The sequence below is a fragment of the Emcibacter sp. SYSU 3D8 genome (assembly GCF_039655875.1).
GTDB lineage: Bacteria > Pseudomonadota > Alphaproteobacteria > SMXS01 > SMXS01 > RI-34.
In genome coordinates, this window is sequence record NZ_JBBYXK010000007.1 from 1 (window position 1) to 23,006 (window position 23,006).

Genomic DNA, 23,006 nt, shown 5'->3' on the forward strand with positions numbered 1-23,006 from the left:
CCCCCCCCCCCCCCCCCCCCCCCCCCCCCCCCCCCCCCCCCCCCCCCCCCCCCCCCCCCCCCCCCCCCCCCCCCCCCCCCCCCCCCCCCCCCCCGCCCCGACCACCTGCCAGACGACGGTCGCGACGACGACGATCCATATGCCGACGATGGCCAGGACCGTCACCGATGCGCTGGTTGCCCACGAGGTTTGGCTCCCCTGGATCATCATGGACAGAATTGTGAGCACGCCGCTGACAACAGCGATGTTGACCCAGTACGACACGGGAAGACTGAGTTCGCCGCGCCAATGGCGTCCGACATAGCTGCTCGCAAGCCGCGAACGTGCAGGTGCGCTGCCTGGAGCCCCTGGGTCATCGGGCATCGTGAAAATCGGCTCGCCGTTATCCATGGTCAGCACCCGGCAAATGCCAGCAGGATAATTGATTGGCCGATGACGCAAAAGTGCCGTTTTGACGGGGTTTACCCTCTGATCAGCTGCTCCAGCTGCTGCACGTCGGTGTCGGTGTTGATCTGCATCCACAGCGGCAGGTGGTCCGACATCTGATAGGTGAACGCCTGCTTGCTTTTCACCCGGGGAAACAGCGCCTGGTAGTCGCCCTGGTAAAAGTCCACCACGCCGCCGGCATTGCAGAAACTGTCGTCATAGATCGGCCGGTGCAGGATCTGGTCGTAGCGCTTGTTCTTCTCCAGGTTGCTGCCCAGGTCGGCCTTCAGCAGCTTGTCGGGCACCATCAGTCCCTTTGACGTGATCGCCCTGAACAGGTCGCTCCGTTCGCTGGGAATGTTGAAGTCGCCCATGACGATGATATCCTTGTCCTCCGCCGTCGGTTCCGCTGCCTTGTCGGCGACCCATTGGGCCAGCGCGTCCAGTTCGATCCGGCGGTTGGCCGTCGTGTCGCCCCAGCGGATATGCGTGGTCAGACAGACAAAGTCGAAATTGCCCGAGCTGAACGAGCCCATATACGGGCTCCGCCACCACGAAATCTTCGACAGATACTCGCTTCCCTGCTTGATGCGCGGCGGCTGCGCCTCGGCGGCCAGACCGTTGAACGTCACCGCGCGCCGGTCGAACAGATAGGCGACGCGTTCGCGGTTGCCGCCCGCATCCATCATCGCATCCGAATAGACCGCCCGCCATTCCGGGCCCAGTATGTCGATGACCTTGCGCAGGTCGGCCAGATTATCGCGCAACTCGACCAGTCCGATCAGGTCGAACTGGCTGAGGATTTCGGCGATGTAGAACAGCGCCGCACGGGTCCGCGGCTTCTTGCCGAACTCGCGCACGTTCCAGGTGGCGATGTTAAGCGTCTCGTCGATCTTCGAGGATGGAATCTTCGCCTTGGCGATTCGCTTCTTCAGCTCGATCAGGCCCTTGGCGATCTCGTCGGTCACGCCGTCATAATTCATGGGATGCCCTCCCCCACAATCGCGCCGCCCCCGAAGCCCGTTCCATTGTCCGCCTCCCGCCGGCCAATGTCGATTCGCCCGTTTCCAACCGTCAGGGCTGTGCGATGGCGTGTACCAGTCCGGTGCGGATCAAGGCGTCATGGGACGGAAACCACATGCCATCGGGGCTTTTTCGCCAGGCCCGACGGGCGAATACCGGATCGACACCGCGATCGATCATCTCCCGGGCGATGCTGTCGTTGATTGCCGCCTCCCCTTCCTCTGTCCCGAACGGCCAGACGCTGGCCGAATGGAAGCCCATCCGCGCAGCCGGATCCAGGGTGCGCCGCGCCCCTCCCAGATAGGCAATGACGCACCCCGACCAGCACTCGCCCGCCGCATGGGTGTCCCACCCCTTGCTGGCGATAAAGTCGCGCATCCAGCGCGCCTCCCGCAGTTCGCCGCCCATGCCGCCCAGCCGGATGCGCTTCACATGGGGCGATTGTGCCGCGGCCTGGCGCAGCGCATTGGCCGCGCCGTGTTCGATTGTGCCGTCGAACACCAGTTCGGTGCCGCCATTGATCGACCGGATTGGCGTGGTGATGGGCATATTTACCTGCACACGCTCGATGGCGCGGCCCAGATCAGTCTTGGCCAATCCCGGTCCCATTGCCGCCAGGATCACCATCGCCAGCGCGGCCGCGGCGGCCACGGCATATCCCAGAAGAGGCGCGCCTCCCCGCCTGCCATGCCCCAGGCCCGCCCGGAACACACCCATGCACAGCCACGCCGAGAGGGCGAGCATCAACCCCCATGCCGCCAACGCCAGGAAGAAGGACGGCACCGGCGCGATGGCCGATGGGCTCCAGACAACCAGCACCACGCAGACCGCCGTGACCAGCAGGAATAGTGCCGCCGGACGCCACAGCAGCCGGGTCAGCCCCAGGTCACCGCGCCAATGATCTGCCGCGATGCCCCGGAATGTGCCGTGGTGGTCTTTGCTCATCCGCTTGAACAACCCGCGATGATCCGGTGCCGGCCGCGCTATTTTGGCCCGAACACCAGCAGGGCATTGCCCGGCATCCCGTAATAGATGCCATAACCGGAGTTCACGTAGATGTGGCCGTCGACCACCATGGGACCGCTGCCGCCGCCCATGGAGCCACCTTCGGCCACCGCACCGGTCGGTGTCTTGAAGGTCCGGTCGGTGTTGTATTCCCACAGCACGGCGCCGGTCGCCGCGTCATAGATGCGCAGCCGCCCGTCGCGGTGACCGGCGACCACCATGTCGGGAATAGCCGTGATCGCGGCGGCAATTCCCGGCGCACAAAACTCGCGGCCGCCGCAGACGTCGTCCGCCGGCGTGTACCACGCCTTCTTGCCGGTGAAGGCGTCAACCGCGTTCAGGCCAGGCCGCGCTTCGTTCGGGTCCAGCATGCTGTCGTCCCAGTCGGACATGGGCACGAACACGGTCGTCCCGTCGGCGGCGAGACCGAAATGGATGCCGCCCTGGTTGCCGCCGCGGCCTACCTGGTTTGTCCAGATCAGCGCGCCCGTGTCCGGATCGATTCCGTAAGCCGCGCCATTCTTTTGGCCGGCGACGAGGATGTCGCGCGCGCCGTCGCTCACCAGCATGGGCGGCGCGGCAAAGTCCACGTCCGGTCCCTTCTCCTTGGGACAATTGGCTTTGTCCGGGATGTTAGGCTGGCAAGCCACGTTCCAGGCGTCGCCTGAAACCGTCTGTCGGATCCAGGCGATCTCGCCTGTGGTCATGTCGAAGGCCATGATGGCGTCGCTGCTGCCCTGGGCCGGTGACGAATAGTTCTCGCCGGTGCCGGCATAGATGCGGTTGCGCCTGGGATCGATTGTCGGACTGTTCCAGATCGGCGCGCCGGACGGCCCCCAATTGGTGGCGCCCGCCGAATTGACGCCGGTTTTCACCAGTTCTTCCTCGATCGTATAGGTCTTCCACTTCTGCTGGCCGGTCGCCGCGTCGAGCGCCACCACCGACCCGCGGAACGTGCAGCACTCATAGGTCGGCTCGGACGCCGGCACTACTTCCAGCGACGACACCGGCTGAAACACGGTGCCATCATGATAGGACGGCTGTGCGGTACCGACGGCGTTGGGATGATCATCGACCCTGGCAACCCACACCTGCTTGCCCGTCACCAGATCGACGGCATAGACCCGCGCCATCAGGTCCGTGAAATAGCCAAGCGGCCGGGCCGGCGTCTCGCCCGGCTTCCAGCCCGGAATGGTGATGCCGGTGCGGACTTCCGCACCCGCCCGGAACGTCCAGCGCAGACAGCCGCTGGCCGCATCGAACGCATAGACCGTGCCGTTCTGGCTGCCGACCATCAGCGCACCGCCTGCGAAGCTGGGCTGGGATCGCGCCCGATTTGCCCCGGGATAGGCGAACGACCATTTCAAGGTCAGGTTTTTCAGATCGGCCTTCGACAGCCTCGCCACATCGCCCGGAATGAACCGCTTGTTGTCGCGGGTGATGCCCCAGCCCGACGTGAATGGCGGCTGATCATAGTCGAACCGAGCGGCGTCGCCGGTGCATCTTGCCGGGAGCTTAGGGTCCACAACCATCGGGCCGCCGGTCAGGTAATCGGCGATCTCCCGGTGCTGCGCGCTGGTCAGATGGGCCGACTGCGCCTTCATCACGCCAGTCTCCTGGCTTCCCAGCACGGCCTCATAGGACAGCATGCGCAGCTGAGAGACATGAGGCGCGCGGGTCGTGGAGCCGGTCTCATGGCAAGCCGCACAGCTTTGCGCGAACAGCGCCGCACCCGGATGGTCGTCTCCGGTGGTGCTCTGCCCCATGGTCCGCTTGGTCTCTTCCCTGGTTTCCATCTTGATGGGACCCGCGGCGTGCACCGCGCCGGACAATCCCAACATGCCGAGCAAGAGCCCGGCGGCGACGATACGGGTCATTGGAGCCTCCCCTTTTCCGGGCCGCCGTTTCTCCCCGATCCGGCTGGCACCCGCCCCGTCAGATTATGTGCCGTTGCCCGATGCTTCAAGGACGCCCGGAACTATCCCCGTAGTGCCGAGTTTACCGCATGACCGCCCCTCGCACCGGAACCCGAAGATGCCCCTGCTGCCCATCATTGCCCTTTTTTCCACGGGATTTGCGCTGATTGCCGCTGGTTCACCCTTGGGCGGCGTGTTCCTGGTTCTCGGCGCGATCATGCTCAGCCTGAAGATCGCCATGCCGGTCGTCAGGGTCCCGCCCCAAACGCCCGGCATCAAGGAACCTCGCCGCTAGGCGCTGCTGCAGGTTCGCGCCGAAGCCGCGCCGCAAACCTCACCGTCCCTCCCCGACCTGGGGGCGAATAGGGCCAGGCGGCACTTCTTCGCTTGATCACCGCGTCCGCTGATTCTCCGGCACCGGGCGAAGCTGCGGATACCAGGGCGAGCGTAGCGGATCGCCCGGCTTGAGGAGTTGCGACAGGCCGGGCGTGAGCGGCACCGTCGGCCGGGAGGCCGGCCGCCTAGCATAGACGATATCCTCGCCATAGCAGCGGATGGTGATTGCCCGGCGCCGGCCGCCCTCGGGCGTCCAGCCGCCGCCATGCAGCACGCCCGGATGCAGCAGGATCACGTCGCCAGGCTCGATATCGAACGACACGATGTTCCACTTGTCACGCTCGGCCTCGATGTTCGGCAACGGCGGCAGTTCCTCGCCGTAATACGGCGCGGTCGGATCGACCGAGACGTCCTTGGGGCTGAAGCCGTCATATCGGGTGGTGCGATGGCTGCCCGGGATCATTTCCAGGCACAATTCCCTGGGCAGCGGATCCAGGCTGATCCACATGGAGGCGATCTGCTCGCCCTCCAGCGGCCAGTACGACATATCCTGGTGCCAGGGCGTGCGGTTGCCTTTGCCTTCCTTGATGAAGAACTCGTCCGAATAATACCAGATACGCTCCGATCCCAGCAGCAGCGACATCATGTCGGCGATGGGTGAATCGTACATAAGCCGCTGCAGTTCGAAGCTGTGCTCGAAATTCCTGACGGTTTCGGTGAATTCGCCCGACTCGCCCTGGAAGAACTTGTGCTTGAACTGGGCGCCGGTTCCCAGCACCCGCTGCAGACCCATCTCGATCAGCAGCAGCCATTCTGGGTGCAACGCCTGGCGCAGGAACACGACGCCATCGCGCTTGTATTGCTCGCGAATCTGCGGCGTGATCAGCGCGCGCCAGTCGGCCCAGCCCGGGTTTTCAGCGCCGACCCTGACGGGATCGGTATATTCCCGCGTCGTGACATCGGCCATCGCAAACCTCCCCGCTTTCGAGAATCCGCCTGTCAGTGCCAATGGTTGCCGAGGACTCCGGGCCGGTCAATGCGCCATTTCGCGCTGGCAACACGAGACATCTGCGCATTTTTGACTCCATCGGAACATCCAAATGCGACAGGATGCGCCCCTTATTGTCAAAGCTGGCCTGCGGGGGCGGGCGCCCATGAAGACCATTGTCGGCACTATAGCGACATGATCAGTTACGACCGGCGCGTCAAAGGCGATGCGGAGCGGCGCGTGGCGCGTCGTTTCACGATCGGCTACCTGGTGGCGCTCTCGTCCATCGCCCTGCTGTTCGCCATTTCCCATGCCATGCTCGACAATGTCATTTCCGATCAGCGGGATTCGGCCACGGTCATCAACATCGCCGGGCGCCAGCGCATGCTGTCCCAGCGCGTCGCGCTGCTGGCCGACAATCTCGCCGCGGGCGACAGCTCGGCCCGGGCGCCGCTGACCCGGGCGATCAATCTCATGGAACGGTCCCAGAACGCCCTGATCCACGGCGGCGACCTGCGCATCGTCGATCCGCTGTCGCCGGAGGCTTACGCCTTCTATTTCCAGGGTGACCGGCCCCTCGATCCGGCGGTGCGCCATTTCCTCGCCCAGGCGCGGATCATCGCCAGTTCGGACGGCGACCACGACCGGTCTGCGGCGCTTCGTTCTGTACAACGTTCGGCCCGGGAAACCCTGCTGCCCCGGCTCGATATGGCTGTGTCGCTGTTCGAGTCCCATGCCAACAGCCGGATCACCTGGCTGCAATGGAGCCAGCGTATCATCCTGGCGGTTCTGTTCGCGATACTGGCGGCCGAAGCGATCCTGATTTTCCGGCCCCTGGTCCTGCGCCTGGGCGGCTACATTTCGAGCCTCACCGAACTCGCCACCAGGGACGGCCTGACCGGCCTGCACAATCGCCGCTACTTTCTCGAGATCGCGCAGCAGATGCTCCTGATGGCGCGCCGGGGCACGTCTCCCACGGCCGTGCTGGCCCTCGACCTCGACAATTTCAAGCGCATCAACGACACGTTGGGGCATCGGGCCGGAGACGCCGCGCTTCGCCGATTTGCCGAGATCGTCCGCCACACCGTGCGGCGCAGCGACCTGATCGGACGCATGGGGGGCGAGGAGTTTGCCATCGTGCTCCCGGGCGTCGACCGCCATGCCGCGCGGATTGTCGCCGAGAAGCTGCGCCGGGCATTCGAGGAAGACAAGGCCAAGGATTCGCCGCCGTTCACCGCCAGCATCGGCGTGGTGCTCGCCGGCGCAACCGATACGATTTCCGATCTGCTGAACCACGCCGACGCCGCGGTCTACCTGGCCAAGCAGAATGGCCGCAACCGGGTTGAATTCTATACCCACAATGTCGGTGCGCGGCGAACGGCGCACACCTGCGACACAGCCGACTCCCTGGCCTCGCCAGGCAAGAGCATGAAAGCCTGAACGCGGTCGCGGCCGGATCGACGCTATGCAACGGAATCTATACCGTAGAGTCACGTTCGCCGCTGGTCGGCCCCGGTAGAGGACTGCCGTGATATCCTTGAACGCCTATCTGCTGACGGCCCATGTCATTGCGTCGCTGTTCGTCACCGCGCATGTGCTGCTGCACAATCGGGACGTACGCGCCGCGATCGGCTGGATCGGCATTGCCTGGCTGTCGCCCGTGATAGGCCCGTTCCTGTACTTCGCCTTCGGCATCAACCGGGTCACCCGCCGCGCCCTGCGGCTTCCCATGCCCACGCCCCGGCACTCGCCGCACGGCCGGGGGGGCAGGCCGGATCCGGGCTCGGCCGAGCGGGACATGGTCGGCGAGCAACTGCCCGAGCAGATCGCCACCATCGCGGCGGTCGCCGCCCGGGTAACCGAGCTGCCCCTGCTCCCCGGAAACCGCGTCGATCTTCTCGAGAACGGCGACCAGGCCTATCCGGAAATGCTGCACGCCATCGACAATGCCCGGACATGCATTGCCGTGATGTCGTACATCTTTCGCGCCGACGAGGTGGGCACGGCATTCATCGACGCGCTCGCCCGGGCCAAGGCGCGCGGCGTCGAGATCCGTGCGATTGTCGACGGGATCGGCGGCGGATATCTCTTGTCGCCGGCCCGCAGACGGCTGCGGGCTGCGGGCATCCCCGTCGCCCGGTTCATGCACTACGTACTGCCCTGGCGCATGCCGTTCCTCAACATGCGCTCGCACAAGAAAGTCCTGGTGATCGACGGCGTGCTGGGGTTCACCGGCGGCCTCAACCTCGCCACCGAGAACACCCGCATCCTGCACCGACGGCGGCAGGTCAGGGACGTACACTTCCGCATTGCCGGTCCGGTGGTCGGGCAACTCATGCTGACCTTCGCCGAGGACTGGTTTTTTACCCGCAAGGAGGTGCTCGACGATCCCATGTGGTGGCCGGATGTGCCGTCCGCCGGTACCGTCATGGCGCGCGGGGTCAGCTCCGGTCCCGACGACCGCCTGGGCGAACTGGAATCGGTCATGGCCGTGGCGGTGTGCGAGGCCAAGCACCGCATCCGCATCGTCTCGCCCTATTTCCTGCCCGACCAGCGGCTTGCGTCGGCGCTTCTGCTGGCCGCGCTCCGCGGCGTCCGTGTGGAACTGATCATACCGGACCAGTCCGACCATCCTGTGGTCGACTGGGCCATGCGGTCGCATCTGGAGGAATTCCTGCAGGTCGGCATCGTCTGCCACATGACGCCGCTGCCCTTCGACCATTCCAAACTGAGCACCGTCGATGGCGCGTGGAGCCTGCTGGGCAGCGCCAACTGGGACGTGCGCAGCCTTCGCCTCAACTTCGAATTCAACGTGGAATGCTATGGCGAGGAGACGGCGGCGGCCATCGACCGGCTGATCGACGGCAAGATCGCCAGGGCCAGGACGCTCACAGCCGGGGAACTGGCCGGACGCAGTCTGCCGGTCCGGTTACGCGACGCCGCCACACGGCTTATGCTGCCCTATCTGTGAGCGAGCCGGCGAGGATTGACTTGCGGGCGGGAACTTCGCCCCCCATTTGCCATTAACATGATGAAAGACCCCGCCTTAAGGAATCCGACGTGAAGGTTATCAGCTGGAATCTGCTCCGCCTCGACGAGGGAGGCGCGACAGTGAAGCACATCGCCGAGCTGATCGAGGAGCAGAAGCCCGATTTGGTGCTGCTGCAGGAAGCTTTTCAGGATGTGGAAAATCTGCCCGGCATGATTGGCGGCACCCTGTTTCACGAGCCCATGCCATCACGTCTCTACGGGCTGGCCGCCTGGAGCCCCCACGACGTGACACCGCGCGAGGCGCTGACGTTACCCGTGTCGCGCATGCCGGGCCGGCTGCCGCCGCGCGTCGCCCAATTGCTTCACGTCGGCGAGATTACCTTTGCCAACGTCCACCTGTCGCACGGTCAGTGGCTCAACCGCTGGCAGCTCAAGCGACTTGCCAGCGCGCTCCATGGTCCTGCCGCGGTGATTGGCGATTACAACGCCGTCGGGCCGACCATGCTTCCCGGATTTCGCGATATCGGACCGCGTGGGCGGACGCATATGTGCGGCACCATGATACCGCTGCGCCTCGACCGATGCCTGGCGCGCGGCGTTCGCTGCTTGCAAGGTTCCATCCTCGAACGGGGCTCGTCGGATCATCACCCCATCGTGCTCAAGCTGCAGGCCGATCATCACGTGGCGATCGCCGCCGCTGAATAGGGAACTATTGGGCGGCTGCAACGGTTCACTCCCCATACCTTTATCAACCATGGGGAAGTCACATGAAGCTGGGACTGATCGCTGCGCTCACCGGTATTGCCGTCGCCATTGGCTTGTCGTCGAAGAAACGGTCCGATGCCGGTCCCGCCACGCGCCGCACCGGCACACCCGCCCCGCCGAAACATGCCCCCATCACGGGCACCGCGCCGCAGGAAGGTACCAACGCCACGGCTGCACCGCCATCGCCGGGCAAGGCTGACGACGCCCGGGTCGCGGCGCCCTGATGGGTCAGAACGAGGCGCGGTCCGCGAGTGTGCGGGCCTCGCCCTCGCTGATCACGTGAAGCAGGCAGTGATCGTTGACGCGGTCGGCCGGGATCAGGAATTCGCGCCGGCCGTCGCCGCGCCCGGTCCACTCGAAGTCGCGCAGCTCTTGCTCGCTCAACATCACCTCGATTTCGACCGCGGCAACCGAGTGGTCGAGCTGGGTGATCAATGGCCAGGTCGAAAACCGCACGCCAGGATTGCCGGACCGTGAGCGGTGACCCGTCGCGCTGTTACGGAAGCCTTCACTGAGAATGCGGCGCAGATTCTTGCGCGCCGTGAGATGATAGAGCGTCGCCATATCCACGGCTCCCTCTGCCGGTTGGACTGATCGGTGCCTCGCTTAAGGGATATAGGCCTCGCTGGGCTGCCTACGAGGGACGTTTGCGTGAACTTTTCGTTTCGCCGCCGCCTTCCGGCGGCACAGCGTCACGCTGCAGACGGCATGGATCCCGTCATCCTGGAGCGCCGTTCGCCGCGCCAGCGCCATGCCACCAGATAGGGCTGGAACCCGAGTTCGTGCTTGAACCGCCGCATCCCGTCTCCCTGCCTGTGATGCAGCGTATATTGCATGAATCTTGCATCGCTCCCCTGCTCGGCAGCCTCGATGGCCTGCCGGATGGTCTCGGCGAACAGCAGGTACATGATGCCGTCTCGCAGCGAGTCCGCGTGGCCCATCAGGCCGCGCAGCATGATCAGCTCGCCCGCGTCGATCCAGAGGATATAGCCGCGAAGCCGGCCTTCCCGATCGAACACGCCGTTGCCCTGCCGGTCGCCCAGGGACTCGGCGATGCCCTCGTGTGTCTGGGATTCGGGCTTCATCGCCTGGCCCTGCCGCCTGGGGGTCGAGCGATTGATCGCCAGGATTTCCTCGCGGTACGCATTGGCGCGGATCGGCCGCACGACGTATCCACCGTTCTCGGCCCGCCGCGCCTTGCGCCGGGCATCGGCAAAGGCGCCGCCCTGCAGGTAAGAGCCGTTCCATCCGGTCAGCCGCACCAGCGAGGGACCAAAAGATCCGATCGAGACAAGCTTCAGCTTCGGGTGCCGCGCCGTGACATCCTCATACATGGCCCACGCGGCCGCATCGCCGTACAGGGTGATCTCGACCCGGTCCATGACCGCCAGATCCCGCGCCCAGCGCAGCTTGCCCTTTATGCCCGAATATCTGCCCATGACTCACCCCCAGCCCCGGTGGCGAGCCTAGAATTTCCTCCGGTCGCAGACAAGACATGCCGTTGACATCATGGCTGTTCGTCCGCCACACAGGGCTGCCAACTGAAGGAGCCGCCGTGCCGGTCTCGAAAGCCTACCGACCCGACCCGCGCCATCCGTCCCTGGGCGGCGAATTCTACGACGTGGTCGCCCCCGCCGATTTCCCCGAGGCGACCCTCCGGTTCCGGAACGACCGCTGGGCCGCAAGGGTAGGGCTGGATACCCTGACCGACGAGGAATGGGTCCGTCACTTCGCCCGGTTCGAGCCGCTGCCCGGCAACATCGCCCAACCCCTGGCCCTGCGCTATCACGGCCACCAGTTCCGCAGCTACAACCCCGACCTGGGCGACGGCCGCGGCTTCCTCTTCGCCCAGATGCGTGACGCGGCCGATGGCCGCCTGCTGGACCTCGGCACCAAGGGTTCGGGCAGGACGCCCTGGTCGCGCACCGCCGACGGCCGCCTCACCCTGAAGGGCGGCGTGCGCGAGATTCTCGCCACCGAGATGCTCGAGGCGCAGGGTGTCTACACCTCGAAGACCTTCAGCCTGATCGAGACCGGCGAGGACCTGGTCCGCCATGACGAGCCGTCGCCGACGCGCTCGGCGGTGATGGTGCGCCTCAGCCATAGCCATGTCCGCATCGGCACCTTCCAGCGTCTCGCGGCGCTGGAGCAGCAGGCCGACATCAAGCGGCTCGTCGATTACTGCATCGAGCACTACTGGTCCCAGGCTGCCGACGCGCCCGATCCCGTCGCCGCGTTCTTCACGCTGGCCGTCGAGGCCATCGCCCGCATGGGGGCCGATTGGTGGGTCGCCGGCTTCGTCCATGGCGTGCTCAACACCGACAACACCACCATCACCGGCGAGAGCTTCGATTACGGCCCGTGGCGCTTCCTGCCCACGCTGGATCCGGCCTTCACTGCCGCCTATTTCGACCATTCCGGTCTCTATGCCTTCGGACGGCAGGCGCCGGCGCTGTTCTGGAATTGCGAACGCCTCGCCGGCTGCCTGCTTGATCTCTCGACCCAGGCCGAACTGGTCAAGGGACTGGAAGCCTTCCAGCCGGCGTTCTGGAGCCGGCTCGAGGCCCGCACCCACGCCAAGCTGGGCCTCGTGCCCGGCGCCGGCGCACGTGAACTGGTGCAAGACTTCTACGAGGCGCTGAGCAAGAGCCAGCTGCCCTACGAGCGCGCCTTCTTCGACCTGGTCGGTGGCGCGATGCCGGAACGCATCGCCGCCAGTCCGCACCGCGACGCCTATGCGGGCGAGCACTGGTCCGGCATCATGCCCAGGCTGCGCGCCGGCCAGCCTTCATCTTCCGCTGCCGCCGCCCTGGCGCATCCCTATTTTGGCGGATCTGCTCCCTGCACCATCCTGATCGATGAGATGGAAGCCACCTGGGCGCCCATCGCAGAAAACGATGACTGGTTCATGCTCCACCGCAAGATCGCTGATATACGGGATCAGGGTGCCGCCCTTGCGCCGCTTTTCGAGCCAGGAGGCCAAGGTTTCATCCCACAATACTGATCGCTAGGGGACGCCGAGAAAATTGGCGATCTCCCCCTTGCGCATCATTGCATCCTGATATCCCAGATCGATCAATTCGCCGCAAAAGCCCGGCTCGAACAGCAGGTAGCTGGGCACCCGCCAGCCGGCGCCCCAGGCACCGGCACCGCGCAGCAGCCCGCGAATGGTCCAGGGGATTTCCATGGCGTGACGACGCGCGATGTCGCCGATGTCCTGCGACGGCTGAACGATCAGCACTTCGACGGGTCGCAGCGGGCTTTCCGACGCCTTGCCTGGCGCCAGCAGCGACAAGGTGTGATTGATCCGCCGCAGCCGCTCCACATCCTCGTTCAGGTTGTCGTTGAACAGCAGGTCCATCATATGGCCGGCGATGTCGCCCAGCGTCGGCAGCCGTTGGCGCCGCGCTTGCACCTGTTCCTGCTCGACCCGCCGGTCCCGCGTACCGACCACCAATATGCGTTCGGCGCCCAAATGGATCGCCGGGCTGAGCGGCGCGGTCAGCCGCAACGATCCGTCGCCGAAATATTCTCCATCCACCTTCTGCGGGGGAAAGATCACCGGCAATGCCGCCGAGGCGAGGATATGCTCGGCGGTGATTTCGCAGTGCACGCCGTCGCGCCGCGCCCGCTGCCAGTCGGGCAATCCGGCCGGCGCCTGGAAAAAGGTCATGGCCCGTCCGCTGGCATAGCTCGAGGCGGTAATCGCCAGGGCATCGAGCACCCCCGTCGTCAGGCAGCGATTGACACTCTCAAAATCGATATTCCGCCGGATCAGGTCGCCAAGCGGCCCGTTACGGAGCAAGGAGAGCGGGTTGCCCTTGCCGAAGCCGCCGACGGTCAGCGTTGACAGCCAGTGCAACGCCGTGGTCGTCACTGTCGCCACATCCGTCCGGTAAACCTGTTCGGTGCGCAGATCCCGCCACATGCGCTCCAGCTCAGCAACGCCGACGCCAAATCGCTCGGCCATGCTGGCGATATAGACCGCATTGATCGAACCCACCGATACGCCGCAAATGACCGGAAACGGGTTTGTTTCGTTGCCCCACAGTTCCGCGATGGCTTTCAGCACACCGACCTGATAGGCGCCGCGTGCCCCGCCGCCAGCCAGCAACAGGCCGGTTCTGCTCCTGGTCTGACCGCCGGGTTCCGTCATATCGCCTGTATACCGCCGGTCGGCCCCGCTACGCCAGTTTGGATCGAGGCTGGGGCCGGCCGGCAGTGCCGGCTAAGTCGTGGGGTCTTTGCCGCGATCTGGTGAGGCGGCGCCCGCTGCGTCCTCCGACGATTTCTGCCCGGTCTGGCCGGCGCCGCCGGGCGACGATTGCCGCTTCGTCCGCCAATCGGTGAAATCGGCGCTGAATTTGTCATGGCGCTCCTTGCGCCACTTGGAATAGTCCTCGTCGTACTGCCTCAGCTGATTTTCGCGCCAGAGCCTGTAGTCCGCGTCGTATTTGCTGGCCTGGGCCTGACGCCACTCCTGGTAATCCGGGTCAAAGCGGTGCGAGTGATCCTGCCCGCGCCGCCCTTCGTCTCCCGAGACTGTCTGGCCATAATTCTGGCTACCGGCGCCGTAGGCGTACTGGCTCATGTCCGACGCAGCGCTTTCACGGCCGCGCCGGCTTTCGCCATACTGACCGTGATCGCCCTGCTCGCGGCCCCAATCGTGTTCCTCGCCGAAGCCGCCCTGACCGTAGGCTGGTTGGTCGCCGTGTCGGCTGGCGCGGCTGTAGCCGCCTTCGTCCGCGGCCCGTTCCCGTCGCCCGCCAACCTGTCCATAGCCGCCGCCCGAGCCGCGCCCGTCACGTTCCCAGTCGCGCTGAACGCCCTGATTGTAATTGCCCTGGCCGCCGAACGACCGGCTCCGGGCGCCCGCATAGGCGCCCTCATCCTCCGTATAGGGGTCCTGATCGGGTCCGACCCTGCTGGTGTATTGCCCGCCGGCACTGCCATAATCCGGCGACTGGCGGTTTTGCCGCGAATATCCTTCCCAGGGACGGCGCTCGCCGCCCGGATGGGTGTCACGGCTCGATGTCGGCCGGTCCTGCTCACGATTACCACCCATGATCATTCCTTTCCGTTGCACTGAAGACCCCAAGCCGGTGATCCCAGGTCAACCCGTGAGGAGGTGCAAGGTTCCGGCAGGCGCTCAGCCGTTCCGGCGCTCGAACCAGATCGCCGCCGCCATGCAGCCCATGGCCCAGGCCGCCCCCACGCTCCATCCTGCCAGCACATCGGTGGGCCAGTGTACGCCCAGATAGACCCGGCTCAGGCCCACGACGACTGCGACAAGCGCCGCCACGCCGAACATGTAGGCCTGTTGCCTGCGACCGTTCTGCGCCCGCGCCAGCAACGCGCCAAGGGTCAGGTACAAGATCGCCGAGTTCATGGCATGACCGCTGGGAAAACTCAGCGACGTTTCGGTCATCAGGTGCGGCACGATATCCGGCCGCTCGCGTCCGAACGCGATCTTCATCACCTTGCTCAGCACCGACCCACCGATCACCGAGATCAGCAAAAGCACTGTCGAGGCCCGCTTGCCGTCAAGCAGCAGGTATCCCGCCGAGGCCATTACGATCAGCGTCAGCATGGTGGTGCTGCCCAGGCTGGTCACGTCGCGAACCGCGCTGGCAAGCCAGTCCGGCCCGATGGGTTCGGCAAGATTTGCCGGATCGCGGAATGCCAGCAGCACCGTCTTGTCGAACGCCCGCGTTTCACCCTCGACCATCTCGGAGACCAGCAACCCGAAGGACAGGGCCGACGCGGCAGCGAGGAAGATCGCCGCCAACACGGCCAGTTCAGCGCGATCGCCTGGCAGCAGCCTGCGCGCGAGGTTGGAAATATGTATTGGCGAGAGACCCTCCGGTGACTGTGGCGGCGCCAGATCCGACCATAACGCCATGACACCGGGCACGCGATGGGCGTCACGTCGCTGGTTACGTGACGTGGTCCACGGTACAAGTTATTCTAGGCTGAATTAATTGGGGGGAGGCCAGTTGGAATTTCAGGCCCTCACCGGTAGCGTGGCATTCGCCGTCACGCAGACCGCGGTGGCGCTGTTCATGGCCGGCCTTTATGTGGCGGCCCGTCGCGATGCGTGCACCCGATACTGGGCGATCGCCAGCGCGCTCATTGCCATCGGTGTCATCGCTCCCTTTCCGTTCATCGGGACAAGCTTCCGCCTGACTTCCATGGCCGTCGGGACGACCGCGATCGTCGCGGGCCTGGTCTGGATGTGGTGGGGGATGCGGGTGTTTTTCGGCCGCGCGCCAAAGCGCATCGGCTGGTGGCTCATCGCCGGACATGCCGTGATTTTCTCCGCCGTATTCGCCCTCACCTCTGAAACCCAGCTGCGTGTAATCACATTTGCGGTCGGGGTCGCCGTTGCCGTCACGTTGATCGTCATCGAAGTCTGGCGGGGTAGCGGTGAGCCGCTGACGGTCGCTCGCCGTCTGGTGGTGTTCGCGTTCATCATCACCCTGGCGCCGATCGTCGCCCGGGCCGCGATCCTGCTGGGCACCGGCGTTCGCATGACGCCGCTGACCGACACCACCTTCAATGTCCTGATGCTCTACCTGTTGCCCATGGCTGGCGGCCTGCTCAGTTCGGTAGGTACGCTGCTGATGTATTTCGAGCGCACCATCGACGAGAAGGACCATCTGGCAAACCACGACGAACTGACCCGGCTCTACAACCGCCGCGCCTTCACCGTGCTGGGCGAACAGGCGCTTGCCGCCGCCATCCGGCAGGACAAGCCGATTTCCATGCTGCTGATCGATATCGACCACTTCAAGGCCGTCAACGACACGCTGGGTCACGAAGCCGGCGATCGCGCGCTGTTCGCCATCGCGGCCGCCCTGTCCGAAACCTGCCGTCGCTCGGATATCGTCGGCCGGCATGGTGGCGAGGAATTCTGCGTCATCTGCCCCGATACGTCGGCCGAAGAAGCCATGCGGCTCGGCGAGCGTCTGCTGCTCGCCGTAGAGGCACTGACGCCGCCGGCCGGCTTCCCACGTGGCTTCAGCATCAGCATCGGCATCGCGACAGCGTCCGGCGAACAGGCCTGGGACGCACTTTTGCTGGAAGCCGACCGTGCGCTCTACATCGCCAAGGACACCGGCCGCAACCGGGCGGTCGCCGCCTAGCCGGGGAGAAATACGGATGCCGCTTCAGGCCGTGACTGCGAGCGCGGCGACAGGATTGACGATGTTTACCATCGCCCTGTTCATGAGCGGCATGTATCTGACCGCCCGCCGCGAAACCAGCACGCGCTACTGGGCGATCGCCGCCGTGCTCCTGGCCGTGGGCGCCATGTCGTCCTTTCCGCTCGCGGGAACCGTGCTCGCCTCCGTCGGCATCTGGCTCGCCGTTACCCTGGTCATCGCCGGCGGCATCTGCTGGTGGTGGGGGCTACGAGTGTTCTTCGGCAGATCTGTGCCTGCGCTGGGGTGGTGGATCATCACGGCCAACTCGGTCGCGTGCGCCCTGATCTTTGCCGTGACCGACGCAGCCGGTCCGCGAATCTACAACTTTGTTCTGGGTGCCCTCGTCGTCGTCGTGCTGGTGGTGCGCGAGACCCTGCGCGGCGACGGCACGCCGCTCAATATCGGTCGGAAGATCGTGGTTCTGTCATACCTGACGGCCATGGCGGCGCTGCTTGCCCGGGCGGCATACTTCCTTGTGCTCGACATGCCGGTGCGGCCGATGACCGACAATTCGGTCAATGTGGCTCTGCTCTACTTCGCGCCCATGGTGTGCGTGCTGCTGGGCGCGGTGGGGGTGCTGCTGATGTATTTCGAACGCACCATCGAGCAGAAGGAATATCTGGCGACCCACGACGATCTGACGCGGCTGCGCAATCGCCGCGCCCTCGCCAACCAGGGACGGCGTGCGCTGGAAACGGCTCGTGACACAGGCCACCCGCTGTCCCTGCTGCTGATCGACATCGACCACTTCAAGGACGTGAACGACACGCTGGGTCACGCGGTTGGCGACCGGACGCTTTGCGCCGTCGCCGAGGCGCTGACCGCAGGCTGCCGCCGCACCGACCTGATTGGACGCCAGGGCGGCGAGGAATTCTGCATCGTCTGCCCCGACACCGATGAGGAAGATGCAACGCGCCTGGGCGAACGCCTGCTGGGCAACGTCCGCGCCATCATTCCTCACCCGGGCCATGGCGCGGGCATCAGCATCAGCGTCGGCGTCGCAACCGCGGTGAATCATGACCGGTGGGAGACGCTGTTGCGCCTCGCCGACCAGGCCCTCTACGCAGCAAAGGATGCTGGCCGCGACCGGGTCGCTGTCGCCGCCGCGCTTTCCAAGCCTCAGGCATACGGCTAGAGTTCCGGCGCGCGTGGGAGCATGTATGGAACTTCAGGCCGTTACCGCAAGCGCGGCTATAGGCATCACCAGGGTTACGATCGCGCTGTTCATGCTCGGCATGTACATGACGGCGCGGCGCGACAAATGCACGGCCTATTGGGCGGTTTCCTCGATTCTGATGGGTATCGGCTCGACCACGCCGCTTTATGGCGCCGCGTCCGACCCGCTGGGCATGTGGTTCGCGAGTTGCCTGGTCATAGCGAGCGGCGTCTGCTGGTGGTGGGGCCTCAGGCTGTTCTTCGGACGTACGGCGTCCGTCGCCGGCTGGTGGATCATTGGCGCCAATGCGCTGATCATCGGCGTGCTTTTCCTGACGACCAGCGCCCAGCCGCCCCGGCTGCTGGCATTCGCGTTCTCGGTGCTGCTGGGCCTTGTGCTGGTTGCCCGCGAAGCCTGGCGCGGCGACGGCACGCCTTTGACGGTCGGGCGGGCCATGGTCGCGATTTCCTATACCGTCAGCCCCATCGCCATCATCGCGCGGGCAGTCTACTTTCTGATCGCGGATATCCCGGTGTCGCCGCTCAGCAATCACCCAGTCAGCGTCACGCTGCTCTATCTGGTGCCGTTGACCTGCAGCATCCTGGCGTCCGTCGGAACGCTGCTGATCTACCTCCAGCGCACGGTTGCCGAGAAAGATTATCTGGCGACCCATGATGACCTGACTCAATTGTTCAACCGCCGCGCCCTGGGTAACGCCGGCCGCGCCGCGCTCTCGGCAAGCGACCGCGACCACGGCGTCTCGCTGCTGTTGATCGACGTCGATCACTTCAAATCCGTCAACGACACGCTGGGGCACGAGGCTGGCGATGACGTGCTGCGGCTGGTGGCCGGAACGCTGGCGGCCAATTGCAGGCGGACCGACGTCATCGGTCGCCAGGGCGGCGAAGAATTCTGCATCATCTGCCCCGGCACCGACATTGAAGAGGCACGGCGTCTTGGCGAACAAATGCTCCAGGCCGTTACAGGCATTGCGTGGCCCGGCGGCGCCGGCCGGCCGCTGAGCATCAGTATCGGCATCGCCGCCGGCGGAGCCGACACCAATTGGGATGCCATGCTCCACAGCGCCGACGAGGCGCTCTATGCCGCCAAGGCGGCAGGCCGCGGTCAGGCGATCGTCGCATGAATGCGCCCGATACGCGGCTGCTCAGCCAGCGCACGGACTCAGCCTATGAGGGCCCTATTCTCAAGGCGTTGCTGACCCTCGCCGTGCCGATCGTCGCGGGCAACATGCTGCAGTCTGCCTATCAGCTGCTCGACGCGTTCTGGGTGGGCCGGCTCGGCGCCGCCGCAGTGGCCGCCGTCAACATCACCTTCCCGATGACGTTCCTGATGTTTGCGCTGGGCGCCGGCTTCTCGATCGCCGGTTCGACGTTTATCGCCCAGTATGTCGGCGCCCGAAACCAGGCCATGGTCAACCGGGTCGCGGCGCAGACCATGCTGCTGGTGGCGTGCATCTCGCTGATGCTGGGCATGATCGGCTATTCGGTGGCGCCGATCTACCTGCGGGCCATGGGCATCGCCGACGACGTCTTTCCCGGCGCGCTCAGCTATATGCGTTTCGCCTTCATCAGCCTGATCTTCGGCTTCAGCTTTGCCGTGTTCCAGGCGGTGATGCGCGGCGTCGGCGAAGCCAAGCTGCCCATGTATGTGATCCTCGGCACCGTCGTGCTCAACGGCTTCCTCAGCCCGCTGCTGATATTCGGATGGGGTCCCATTCCCGGACACGGCGTGACGGGCGCGGCCATGTCGGGCCTGTTCACCCAGGGTGTCGCCGCCACCATCGCCCTGCTGGTGCTGTTCGGTGGACGCTACGGCATTCATGTGTCGTGGTCCGACTTCAAGCCCGACATGACCTACATGAAGCGGGCCTTCCTGCTTGGTTTCCCCTCATCGATCGAAATGTCGACCCGGGCCGCGGGTGTGATCATGTTGTCGTTTCTGGTCGCCAGTTTCGGCACCCGCACCATCGCCGCCTACGGCGTCGGCACCACCATCTTCCAGGTGGTGATCATTCCGGCCATGGGTCTTGCAATGGCTATCTCGGTGCTGGTGGGCCAGAACATCGGCGCCCACAATCCGCAGCGGGCCGCCCAAATCGCCCGTACCGGCGCCACACTGGGCTTCGGCGCGCTCACCCTCCTTGGAATCGTCGCCTTCATATTCGCGCCCGACATCATCCGCGTGTTCATTCCCGGCGATCCCGGCGTCATCCAGGACGGCTCGAGGTTCGTGCGTATCCAATGCCTGATCTGGGGCTTCGTCGGCCTGCAGTTCTGCCTGGTGGGTGTGCTGCGCGCCGCCGGCAACATGATGGCGACCATGATCATCGGCCTGGTCTCGCAATGGGTGCTGATGTTCCCGGTCGCCTACATGCTGTCCAAGCACACCTCGCTGGGCGCCGAAGGCATCTGGTGGGCCTTTCCCATCGCCAACGTGGCGATCACCACCATCACACTGATCTGGTACTGGAAAGGCGACTGGCGCTACGTCCGTCTCACCGATGACGAGCAGGCCATCGTCGCCGTGAATGAAGCGGCGGCTGTCGAGGAACGCCGGCACTAGGCCAGCGCGGCCTTGACCTTTGGCAACACCCGGTTCATCAGCAACTCCACCCGCGCCCAGCCGCTCTCGAAGCTCTCGCCCGGGAATTTGGCCCAGAAGTGCACGTCCCTGATCTGCGGCCAGGCCTTGAGCATGGCGGTCAGCTCGCGCACCGCCGTATCCGGATCCCACAATTCATACAGCCCGCCCTCGATGGCGGCGCGTCCATCGGAAAACAGCGGCGTGGTCTCGGGCGGCCCGAACGCGCCCCAGCCGATATAGGCGTTGGTCTGGTAAAGCACATGCGGCGCCACCTTGGCGGCTTCGCGCTCCGGGTCGTCGGCGACGATCGCCCAATTGCCTGCATAGATGGCGCCGTCCTGCCGTCCCTGCGTCTTCAGCGCCTCGGTATACACGTCGTGGCCGATGCCGCCCGTCGACAGGAAGCCGTCGCCGATGGCCGCGGCCCGCGCCATGGCCGGTGGGCTCAGGCCCCCCATCAGCAGGTTCGGCACATGCTCGGGCGCGGGTGTCACCCGCAGATTGTTCACGTCGAACCGCTTGCCATGGAATTCGAAGGTCTCGCCCGACCATGCCTGGCGGATCACCGACACCGCCTCTTCCATCAGGCTGGGGCGATGCCGCAGGTCGCGGCCGAACTGGTTGAACTCGACCTGCCGGTAGCCGCCGCCCACACCCAGGTCGAACCGGCCGCCGGTCAGCAGCGACAAAGTCGCCGCGTCCTCGGCGATCCGTATCGGATCATGCAGCGGCAGCACCATCAGATTGGTGCCGATCCGCATCCGCGTGGTGCGCGCGCCGATGGCGGCGGCGATCACCAGCGGCGACGGCGTATAGCCGTCATCGATGAAATGATGCTCGGTCAGCCACACCGAATCCCAGCCGGCCGCCTCGGCTGCCGCGATCTGCTCCAGCGCCTGGGCGTGGAACCGCTCGGATGGCATGGCCCAGGGGTCCGGGTTGCGGAAGTCGTACCACAGGCCGAAATTCACCATGTCCGCCTCCCCATTCAGCCCAGTTCCGCGAGAAATTCGAGCAACACCTCGCCATAGCGCGCGGTCTCCTCGATGAAGGGCGCGTGACCGCATTCGGGGAATTCCGCCAGTCTTCCCAGCGGCGCCAGTTCGGCCGCCGCGCGCCCGATGCCGGGCGGCGCGATCACGTCCTGCCCGCCCACTACCGAAAGCAGCGGCACGGCAAGGCCGCGCAGCAGGTCGCGCTGGTCCAGCGTGTCAAGATCGAGCAGCGCCGTATCCGCCGACGGCGCGTTCTCCATGAAGGCCGACCACATCCAGGTCTTCACCGCGTCGCTCACCGGCCGCGCACAGATGGCATGCGCCAGGCCGTGCAGGAAGCTCGCCCGATCCTGCCGCAGCAGGGCGACGGTTTCGGCGACCGATCCGGGCGCACCGCCATGGGGAAAGTCCGGTGCCTGCACATAGCGCGGCGTGGCGCCCGCGGTCGAGATCACTCCGGCGCAGCGTGCGCCCAGCCTGACCGCCGCGGCCACCGCGACCGGGCCACCCAGCGACCACCCGTTCACCGCCAGCCGCTCGAGCCGCAAATGATTGGCAAGCGAGACCACATCCGAGGCCGCACTGCTGATCGAGACATCGGCATAATCCTTGTCCGATCTGCCGCAACCGCGCTGGTCGAAGCTCAGCACCCCGTGGCCGGCGCCGGTCAGCAGCGGCAGCACGGTGTCCCACAGCCGGCAATTCATGCCCCAGCCGTGGATCAGCACCACCGGCAGCGCCTCGCCCGGATAATATTCGTAGTAGATGCGCCGTCCCGGCTCGGTCTCCAGATAGGCCATGGCCGTCTCCTGATGGGTGAATGTCAGGGAATGCTCCATCCCGCGTCGATGACCAGCTCGGCGCCGGTGATGTACTTGGCCTCGTCGGAACACAGATAGACCGAGCCCCAGGCGATATCTTCCGGGTCGCCCATGCGGCCCATAGGGATCGACGCCTTGATCGCCGCGTCCATCTCCGGTGTCAGATCGCCCAGGATCGGCGTGCGGATCTGACCCGGCAGGATGGTGTTCACCCTCACCCCCTGCTTGACATATTCCAGCGCCGCCGACTTGGACATCAGCCGAACCGCGGCCTTGGTGGCGTGATAGGATAACGAGCCCGGACTGCCGACCATGCCGTACAGCGACGATATGTTCACCACCGCCCCGTTGCCCGCCTTCACCAGGTCGGGAAGCGCGGCCCGCATGCCGTACCATACGCCGGTCTGGTTGATGGCGATCATCCGCTGCCAACCGGCGTCCGTTTCCTCGCTCACGCCGCCGGGATGATAAATGCCGGCATTGTTGACCAGCGTGGTCAGGCCGCCGAAACGCGCTGTCGCGGCCGCCACGGCGGCACTCCAGCTGTCCGCGCTGGTGACGTCGAGGTGAACGAACATGGCCTCGCCGCCGGCCTTGTTCGCGTCGGCGACGATCTGCCCGCCCGCGTCGTCGTTGATGTCGCCCGAGACGACTTTCGCCCCTTCCCGGGCGAACAGCCTGACATGCGCCGCGCCGATGCCGCTGGCGCCGCCCGAGATCAACGCCACCTTCCCCTGTAATCGTGCCATATCGTGGTTCCTCCCCGCGCCAAGGA

At 65.5% G+C, this 23,006-nt stretch carries 22 protein-coding genes; 10 read left to right on the forward strand and 12 right to left on the reverse strand.

The genetic code is table 11. From position 1 onward, the window contains the following. Positions 1 to 461 precede the first annotated feature (461 nt). The 3 genes from WJU21_RS18030 to WJU21_RS18040 all read right to left on the reverse strand — a co-directional run bounded on the left by WJU21_RS18030 (position 462) and on the right by WJU21_RS18040 (position 4,331). Positions 462 to 1,409 (reverse strand): endonuclease/exonuclease/phosphatase family protein, encoded by a 948-nt coding sequence (locus WJU21_RS18030; protein WP_346324860.1) that lies wholly within the window; start codon positions 1,407 to 1,409, stop codon positions 462 to 464. A gap of 91 nt (positions 1,410 to 1,500) precedes the next feature. Then, on the reverse strand, positions 1,501 to 2,394 hold the full coding sequence (locus tag WJU21_RS18035) for a hypothetical protein (RefSeq protein ID WP_346324861.1): 894 nt from the start codon (positions 2,392 to 2,394) through the stop codon (positions 1,501 to 1,503). A gap of 38 nt (positions 2,395 to 2,432) precedes the next feature. Then, entirely contained in the window at positions 2,433 to 4,331 is a 1,899-nt protein-coding gene (locus WJU21_RS18040; RefSeq protein WP_346324862.1) for a PQQ-binding-like beta-propeller repeat protein, read from the reverse strand. Positions 4,332 to 4,488: 157 nt separating this feature from the next. Between WJU21_RS18040 and WJU21_RS18045 the strand changes: the two genes are divergently transcribed. Continuing rightward, positions 4,489 to 4,665: a hypothetical protein gene (locus WJU21_RS18045; RefSeq protein ID WP_346324863.1), complete on the forward strand. Its 177-nt coding sequence runs from the start codon at positions 4,489 to 4,491 to the stop codon at positions 4,663 to 4,665. 96 nt (positions 4,666 to 4,761) lie between these two features. On the opposite strand, the gene WJU21_RS18050 is transcribed toward WJU21_RS18045, so the two are convergent. Next, complete coding sequence (locus tag WJU21_RS18050; protein ID WP_346324864.1) at positions 4,762 to 5,673, reverse strand: phytanoyl-CoA dioxygenase family protein; 912 nt, start codon at positions 5,671 to 5,673, stop codon at positions 4,762 to 4,764. 261 nt (positions 5,674 to 5,934) lie between these two features. Here WJU21_RS18050 and WJU21_RS18055 point away from each other — a divergent pair, with 261 nt between their 5' ends. From WJU21_RS18055 to WJU21_RS18070, 4 genes are all read left to right on the forward strand, one after another. After that, on the forward strand, positions 5,935 to 7,134 hold the full coding sequence (locus WJU21_RS18055; RefSeq protein ID WP_346324865.1) for a diguanylate cyclase: 1,200 nt from the start codon (positions 5,935 to 5,937) through the stop codon (positions 7,132 to 7,134). 88 nt (positions 7,135 to 7,222) lie between these two features. Beyond that, positions 7,223 to 8,665 (forward strand): phospholipase D-like domain-containing protein, encoded by a 1,443-nt coding sequence (locus WJU21_RS18060; protein ID WP_346324866.1) that lies wholly within the window; start codon positions 7,223 to 7,225, stop codon positions 8,663 to 8,665. 89 nt (positions 8,666 to 8,754) lie between these two features. Beyond that, positions 8,755 to 9,390, forward strand: a complete 636-nt coding sequence (locus tag WJU21_RS18065) for an endonuclease/exonuclease/phosphatase family protein (protein WP_346324867.1) — start codon at positions 8,755 to 8,757, stop codon at positions 9,388 to 9,390. Between the two features lie 62 nt (positions 9,391 to 9,452). Beyond that, positions 9,453 to 9,674, forward strand: a complete 222-nt coding sequence (locus WJU21_RS18070; RefSeq protein WP_346324868.1) for a hypothetical protein — start codon at positions 9,453 to 9,455, stop codon at positions 9,672 to 9,674. Positions 9,675 to 9,678: 4 nt separating this feature from the next. On the opposite strand, the gene WJU21_RS18075 is transcribed toward WJU21_RS18070, so the two are convergent. Next, positions 9,679 to 10,014: a hypothetical protein gene (locus WJU21_RS18075; protein ID WP_346324869.1), complete on the reverse strand. Its 336-nt coding sequence runs from the start codon at positions 10,012 to 10,014 to the stop codon at positions 9,679 to 9,681. A gap of 128 nt (positions 10,015 to 10,142) precedes the next feature. Further along, positions 10,143 to 10,889, reverse strand: a complete 747-nt coding sequence (locus WJU21_RS18080; protein WP_346324870.1) for a hypothetical protein — start codon at positions 10,887 to 10,889, stop codon at positions 10,143 to 10,145. Positions 10,890 to 11,005: 116 nt separating this feature from the next. Here WJU21_RS18080 and WJU21_RS18085 point away from each other — a divergent pair, with 116 nt between their 5' ends. Further along, positions 11,006 to 12,454: a protein adenylyltransferase SelO gene (locus WJU21_RS18085; protein WP_346324871.1), complete on the forward strand. Its 1,449-nt coding sequence runs from the start codon at positions 11,006 to 11,008 to the stop codon at positions 12,452 to 12,454. Positions 12,455 to 12,457: 3 nt separating this feature from the next. Here WJU21_RS18085 and WJU21_RS18090 read toward each other — a convergent pair whose 3' ends face one another. The 3 genes from WJU21_RS18090 to WJU21_RS18100 form a co-directional block, all read right to left on the reverse strand. Beyond that, positions 12,458 to 13,606 carry a patatin-like phospholipase family protein gene (locus tag WJU21_RS18090; protein ID WP_346324872.1) on the reverse strand — a complete coding sequence of 383 codons (1,149 nt, stop codon included), beginning with the start codon at positions 13,604 to 13,606 and terminating at the stop codon, positions 12,458 to 12,460. Between the two features lie 72 nt (positions 13,607 to 13,678). Then, positions 13,679 to 14,515 carry a hypothetical protein gene (locus tag WJU21_RS18095; RefSeq protein ID WP_346324873.1) on the reverse strand — a complete coding sequence of 279 codons (837 nt, stop codon included), beginning with the start codon at positions 14,513 to 14,515 and terminating at the stop codon, positions 13,679 to 13,681. 84 nt (positions 14,516 to 14,599) lie between these two features. Beyond that, entirely contained in the window at positions 14,600 to 15,241 is a 642-nt protein-coding gene (locus tag WJU21_RS18100; RefSeq protein ID WP_346324874.1) for a phosphatase PAP2 family protein, read from the reverse strand. Between the two features lie 205 nt (positions 15,242 to 15,446). Between WJU21_RS18100 and WJU21_RS18105 the strand changes: the two genes are divergently transcribed. The 4 genes from WJU21_RS18105 to WJU21_RS18120 all read left to right on the forward strand — a co-directional run bounded on the left by WJU21_RS18105 (position 15,447) and on the right by WJU21_RS18120 (position 20,394). Then, positions 15,447 to 16,595: a GGDEF domain-containing protein gene (locus tag WJU21_RS18105; RefSeq protein WP_346324875.1), complete on the forward strand. Its 1,149-nt coding sequence runs from the start codon at positions 15,447 to 15,449 to the stop codon at positions 16,593 to 16,595. 61 nt (positions 16,596 to 16,656) lie between these two features. After that, positions 16,657 to 17,790 carry a GGDEF domain-containing protein gene (locus WJU21_RS18110; RefSeq protein ID WP_346324876.1) on the forward strand — a complete coding sequence of 378 codons (1,134 nt, stop codon included), beginning with the start codon at positions 16,657 to 16,659 and terminating at the stop codon, positions 17,788 to 17,790. Positions 17,791 to 17,815: 25 nt separating this feature from the next. Then, on the forward strand, positions 17,816 to 18,955 hold the full coding sequence (locus WJU21_RS18115) for a GGDEF domain-containing protein (protein ID WP_346324877.1): 1,140 nt from the start codon (positions 17,816 to 17,818) through the stop codon (positions 18,953 to 18,955). Further along, a complete protein-coding gene (locus WJU21_RS18120) occupies positions 18,952 to 20,394 on the forward strand; it encodes an MATE family efflux transporter (RefSeq protein ID WP_346324878.1) in 1,443 nt (480 codons plus the stop codon). The genes WJU21_RS18115 and WJU21_RS18120 overlap by 4 nt, the downstream gene beginning before the upstream one ends. Here the strand turns inward: WJU21_RS18120 and WJU21_RS18125 are convergent. The 3 genes from WJU21_RS18125 to WJU21_RS18135 are packed head-to-tail and all read right to left on the reverse strand — an operon-like array spanning position 20,391 to position 22,980. Next, a complete protein-coding gene (locus WJU21_RS18125) occupies positions 20,391 to 21,389 on the reverse strand; it encodes an LLM class flavin-dependent oxidoreductase (RefSeq protein WP_346324879.1) in 999 nt (332 codons plus the stop codon). The genes WJU21_RS18120 and WJU21_RS18125 overlap by 4 nt on opposite strands. A 14-nt stretch (positions 21,390 to 21,403) precedes the next feature. Then, the gene (locus WJU21_RS18130) at positions 21,404 to 22,210 is read right to left on the reverse strand and encodes an alpha/beta hydrolase (RefSeq protein ID WP_346324880.1); all 807 of its coding nucleotides are present in this window, start codon (positions 22,208 to 22,210) and stop codon (positions 21,404 to 21,406) included. Between the two features lie 23 nt (positions 22,211 to 22,233). Next, the gene (locus WJU21_RS18135; RefSeq protein ID WP_346324881.1) at positions 22,234 to 22,980 is read right to left on the reverse strand and encodes a glucose 1-dehydrogenase; all 747 of its coding nucleotides are present in this window, start codon (positions 22,978 to 22,980) and stop codon (positions 22,234 to 22,236) included. Positions 22,981 to 23,006 lie beyond the last annotated feature (26 nt).

Bases quoted from the DNA above. Each gene is read 5' to 3' on its own strand.
- WJU21_RS18115 (WP_346324877.1), top strand. From the start codon at position 17,816: ATGGAACTTCAGGCCGTTACCGCAAGCGCGGCTATAGGCATCACCAGG.
- WJU21_RS18075 (WP_346324869.1), bottom strand. From the start codon at position 10,014: ATGGCGACGCTCTATCATCTCACGGCGCGCAAGAATCTGCGCCGCATT.
- WJU21_RS18035 (WP_346324861.1), bottom strand. From the start codon at position 2,394: ATGAGCAAAGACCACCACGGCACATTCCGGGGCATCGCGGCAGATCAT.
- WJU21_RS18110 (WP_346324876.1), top strand. From the start codon at position 16,657: ATGTTTACCATCGCCCTGTTCATGAGCGGCATGTATCTGACCGCCCGC.
- WJU21_RS18090 (WP_346324872.1), bottom strand. From the start codon at position 13,606: ATGACGGAACCCGGCGGTCAGACCAGGAGCAGAACCGGCCTGTTGCTG.
- WJU21_RS18125 (WP_346324879.1), bottom strand. From the start codon at position 21,389: ATGGTGAATTTCGGCCTGTGGTACGACTTCCGCAACCCGGACCCCTGG.
- WJU21_RS18040 (WP_346324862.1), bottom strand. From the start codon at position 4,331: ATGACCCGTATCGTCGCCGCCGGGCTCTTGCTCGGCATGTTGGGATTG.
- WJU21_RS18095 (WP_346324873.1), bottom strand. From the start codon at position 14,515: ATGGGTGGTAATCGTGAGCAGGACCGGCCGACATCGAGCCGTGACACC.
- WJU21_RS18070 (WP_346324868.1), top strand. From the start codon at position 9,453: ATGAAGCTGGGACTGATCGCTGCGCTCACCGGTATTGCCGTCGCCATT.
- WJU21_RS18045 (WP_346324863.1), top strand. From the start codon at position 4,489: ATGCCCCTGCTGCCCATCATTGCCCTTTTTTCCACGGGATTTGCGCTG.
- WJU21_RS18080 (WP_346324870.1), bottom strand. From the start codon at position 10,889: ATGGGCAGATATTCGGGCATAAAGGGCAAGCTGCGCTGGGCGCGGGAT.
- WJU21_RS18130 (WP_346324880.1), bottom strand. From the start codon at position 22,210: ATGGCCTATCTGGAGACCGAGCCGGGACGGCGCATCTACTACGAATAT.
- WJU21_RS18050 (WP_346324864.1), bottom strand. From the start codon at position 5,673: ATGGCCGATGTCACGACGCGGGAATATACCGATCCCGTCAGGGTCGGC.
- WJU21_RS18030 (WP_346324860.1), bottom strand. From the start codon at position 1,409: ATGAATTATGACGGCGTGACCGACGAGATCGCCAAGGGCCTGATCGAG.
- WJU21_RS18135 (WP_346324881.1), bottom strand. From the start codon at position 22,980: ATGGCACGATTACAGGGGAAGGTGGCGTTGATCTCGGGCGGCGCCAGC.
- WJU21_RS18120 (WP_346324878.1), top strand. From the start codon at position 18,952: ATGAATGCGCCCGATACGCGGCTGCTCAGCCAGCGCACGGACTCAGCC.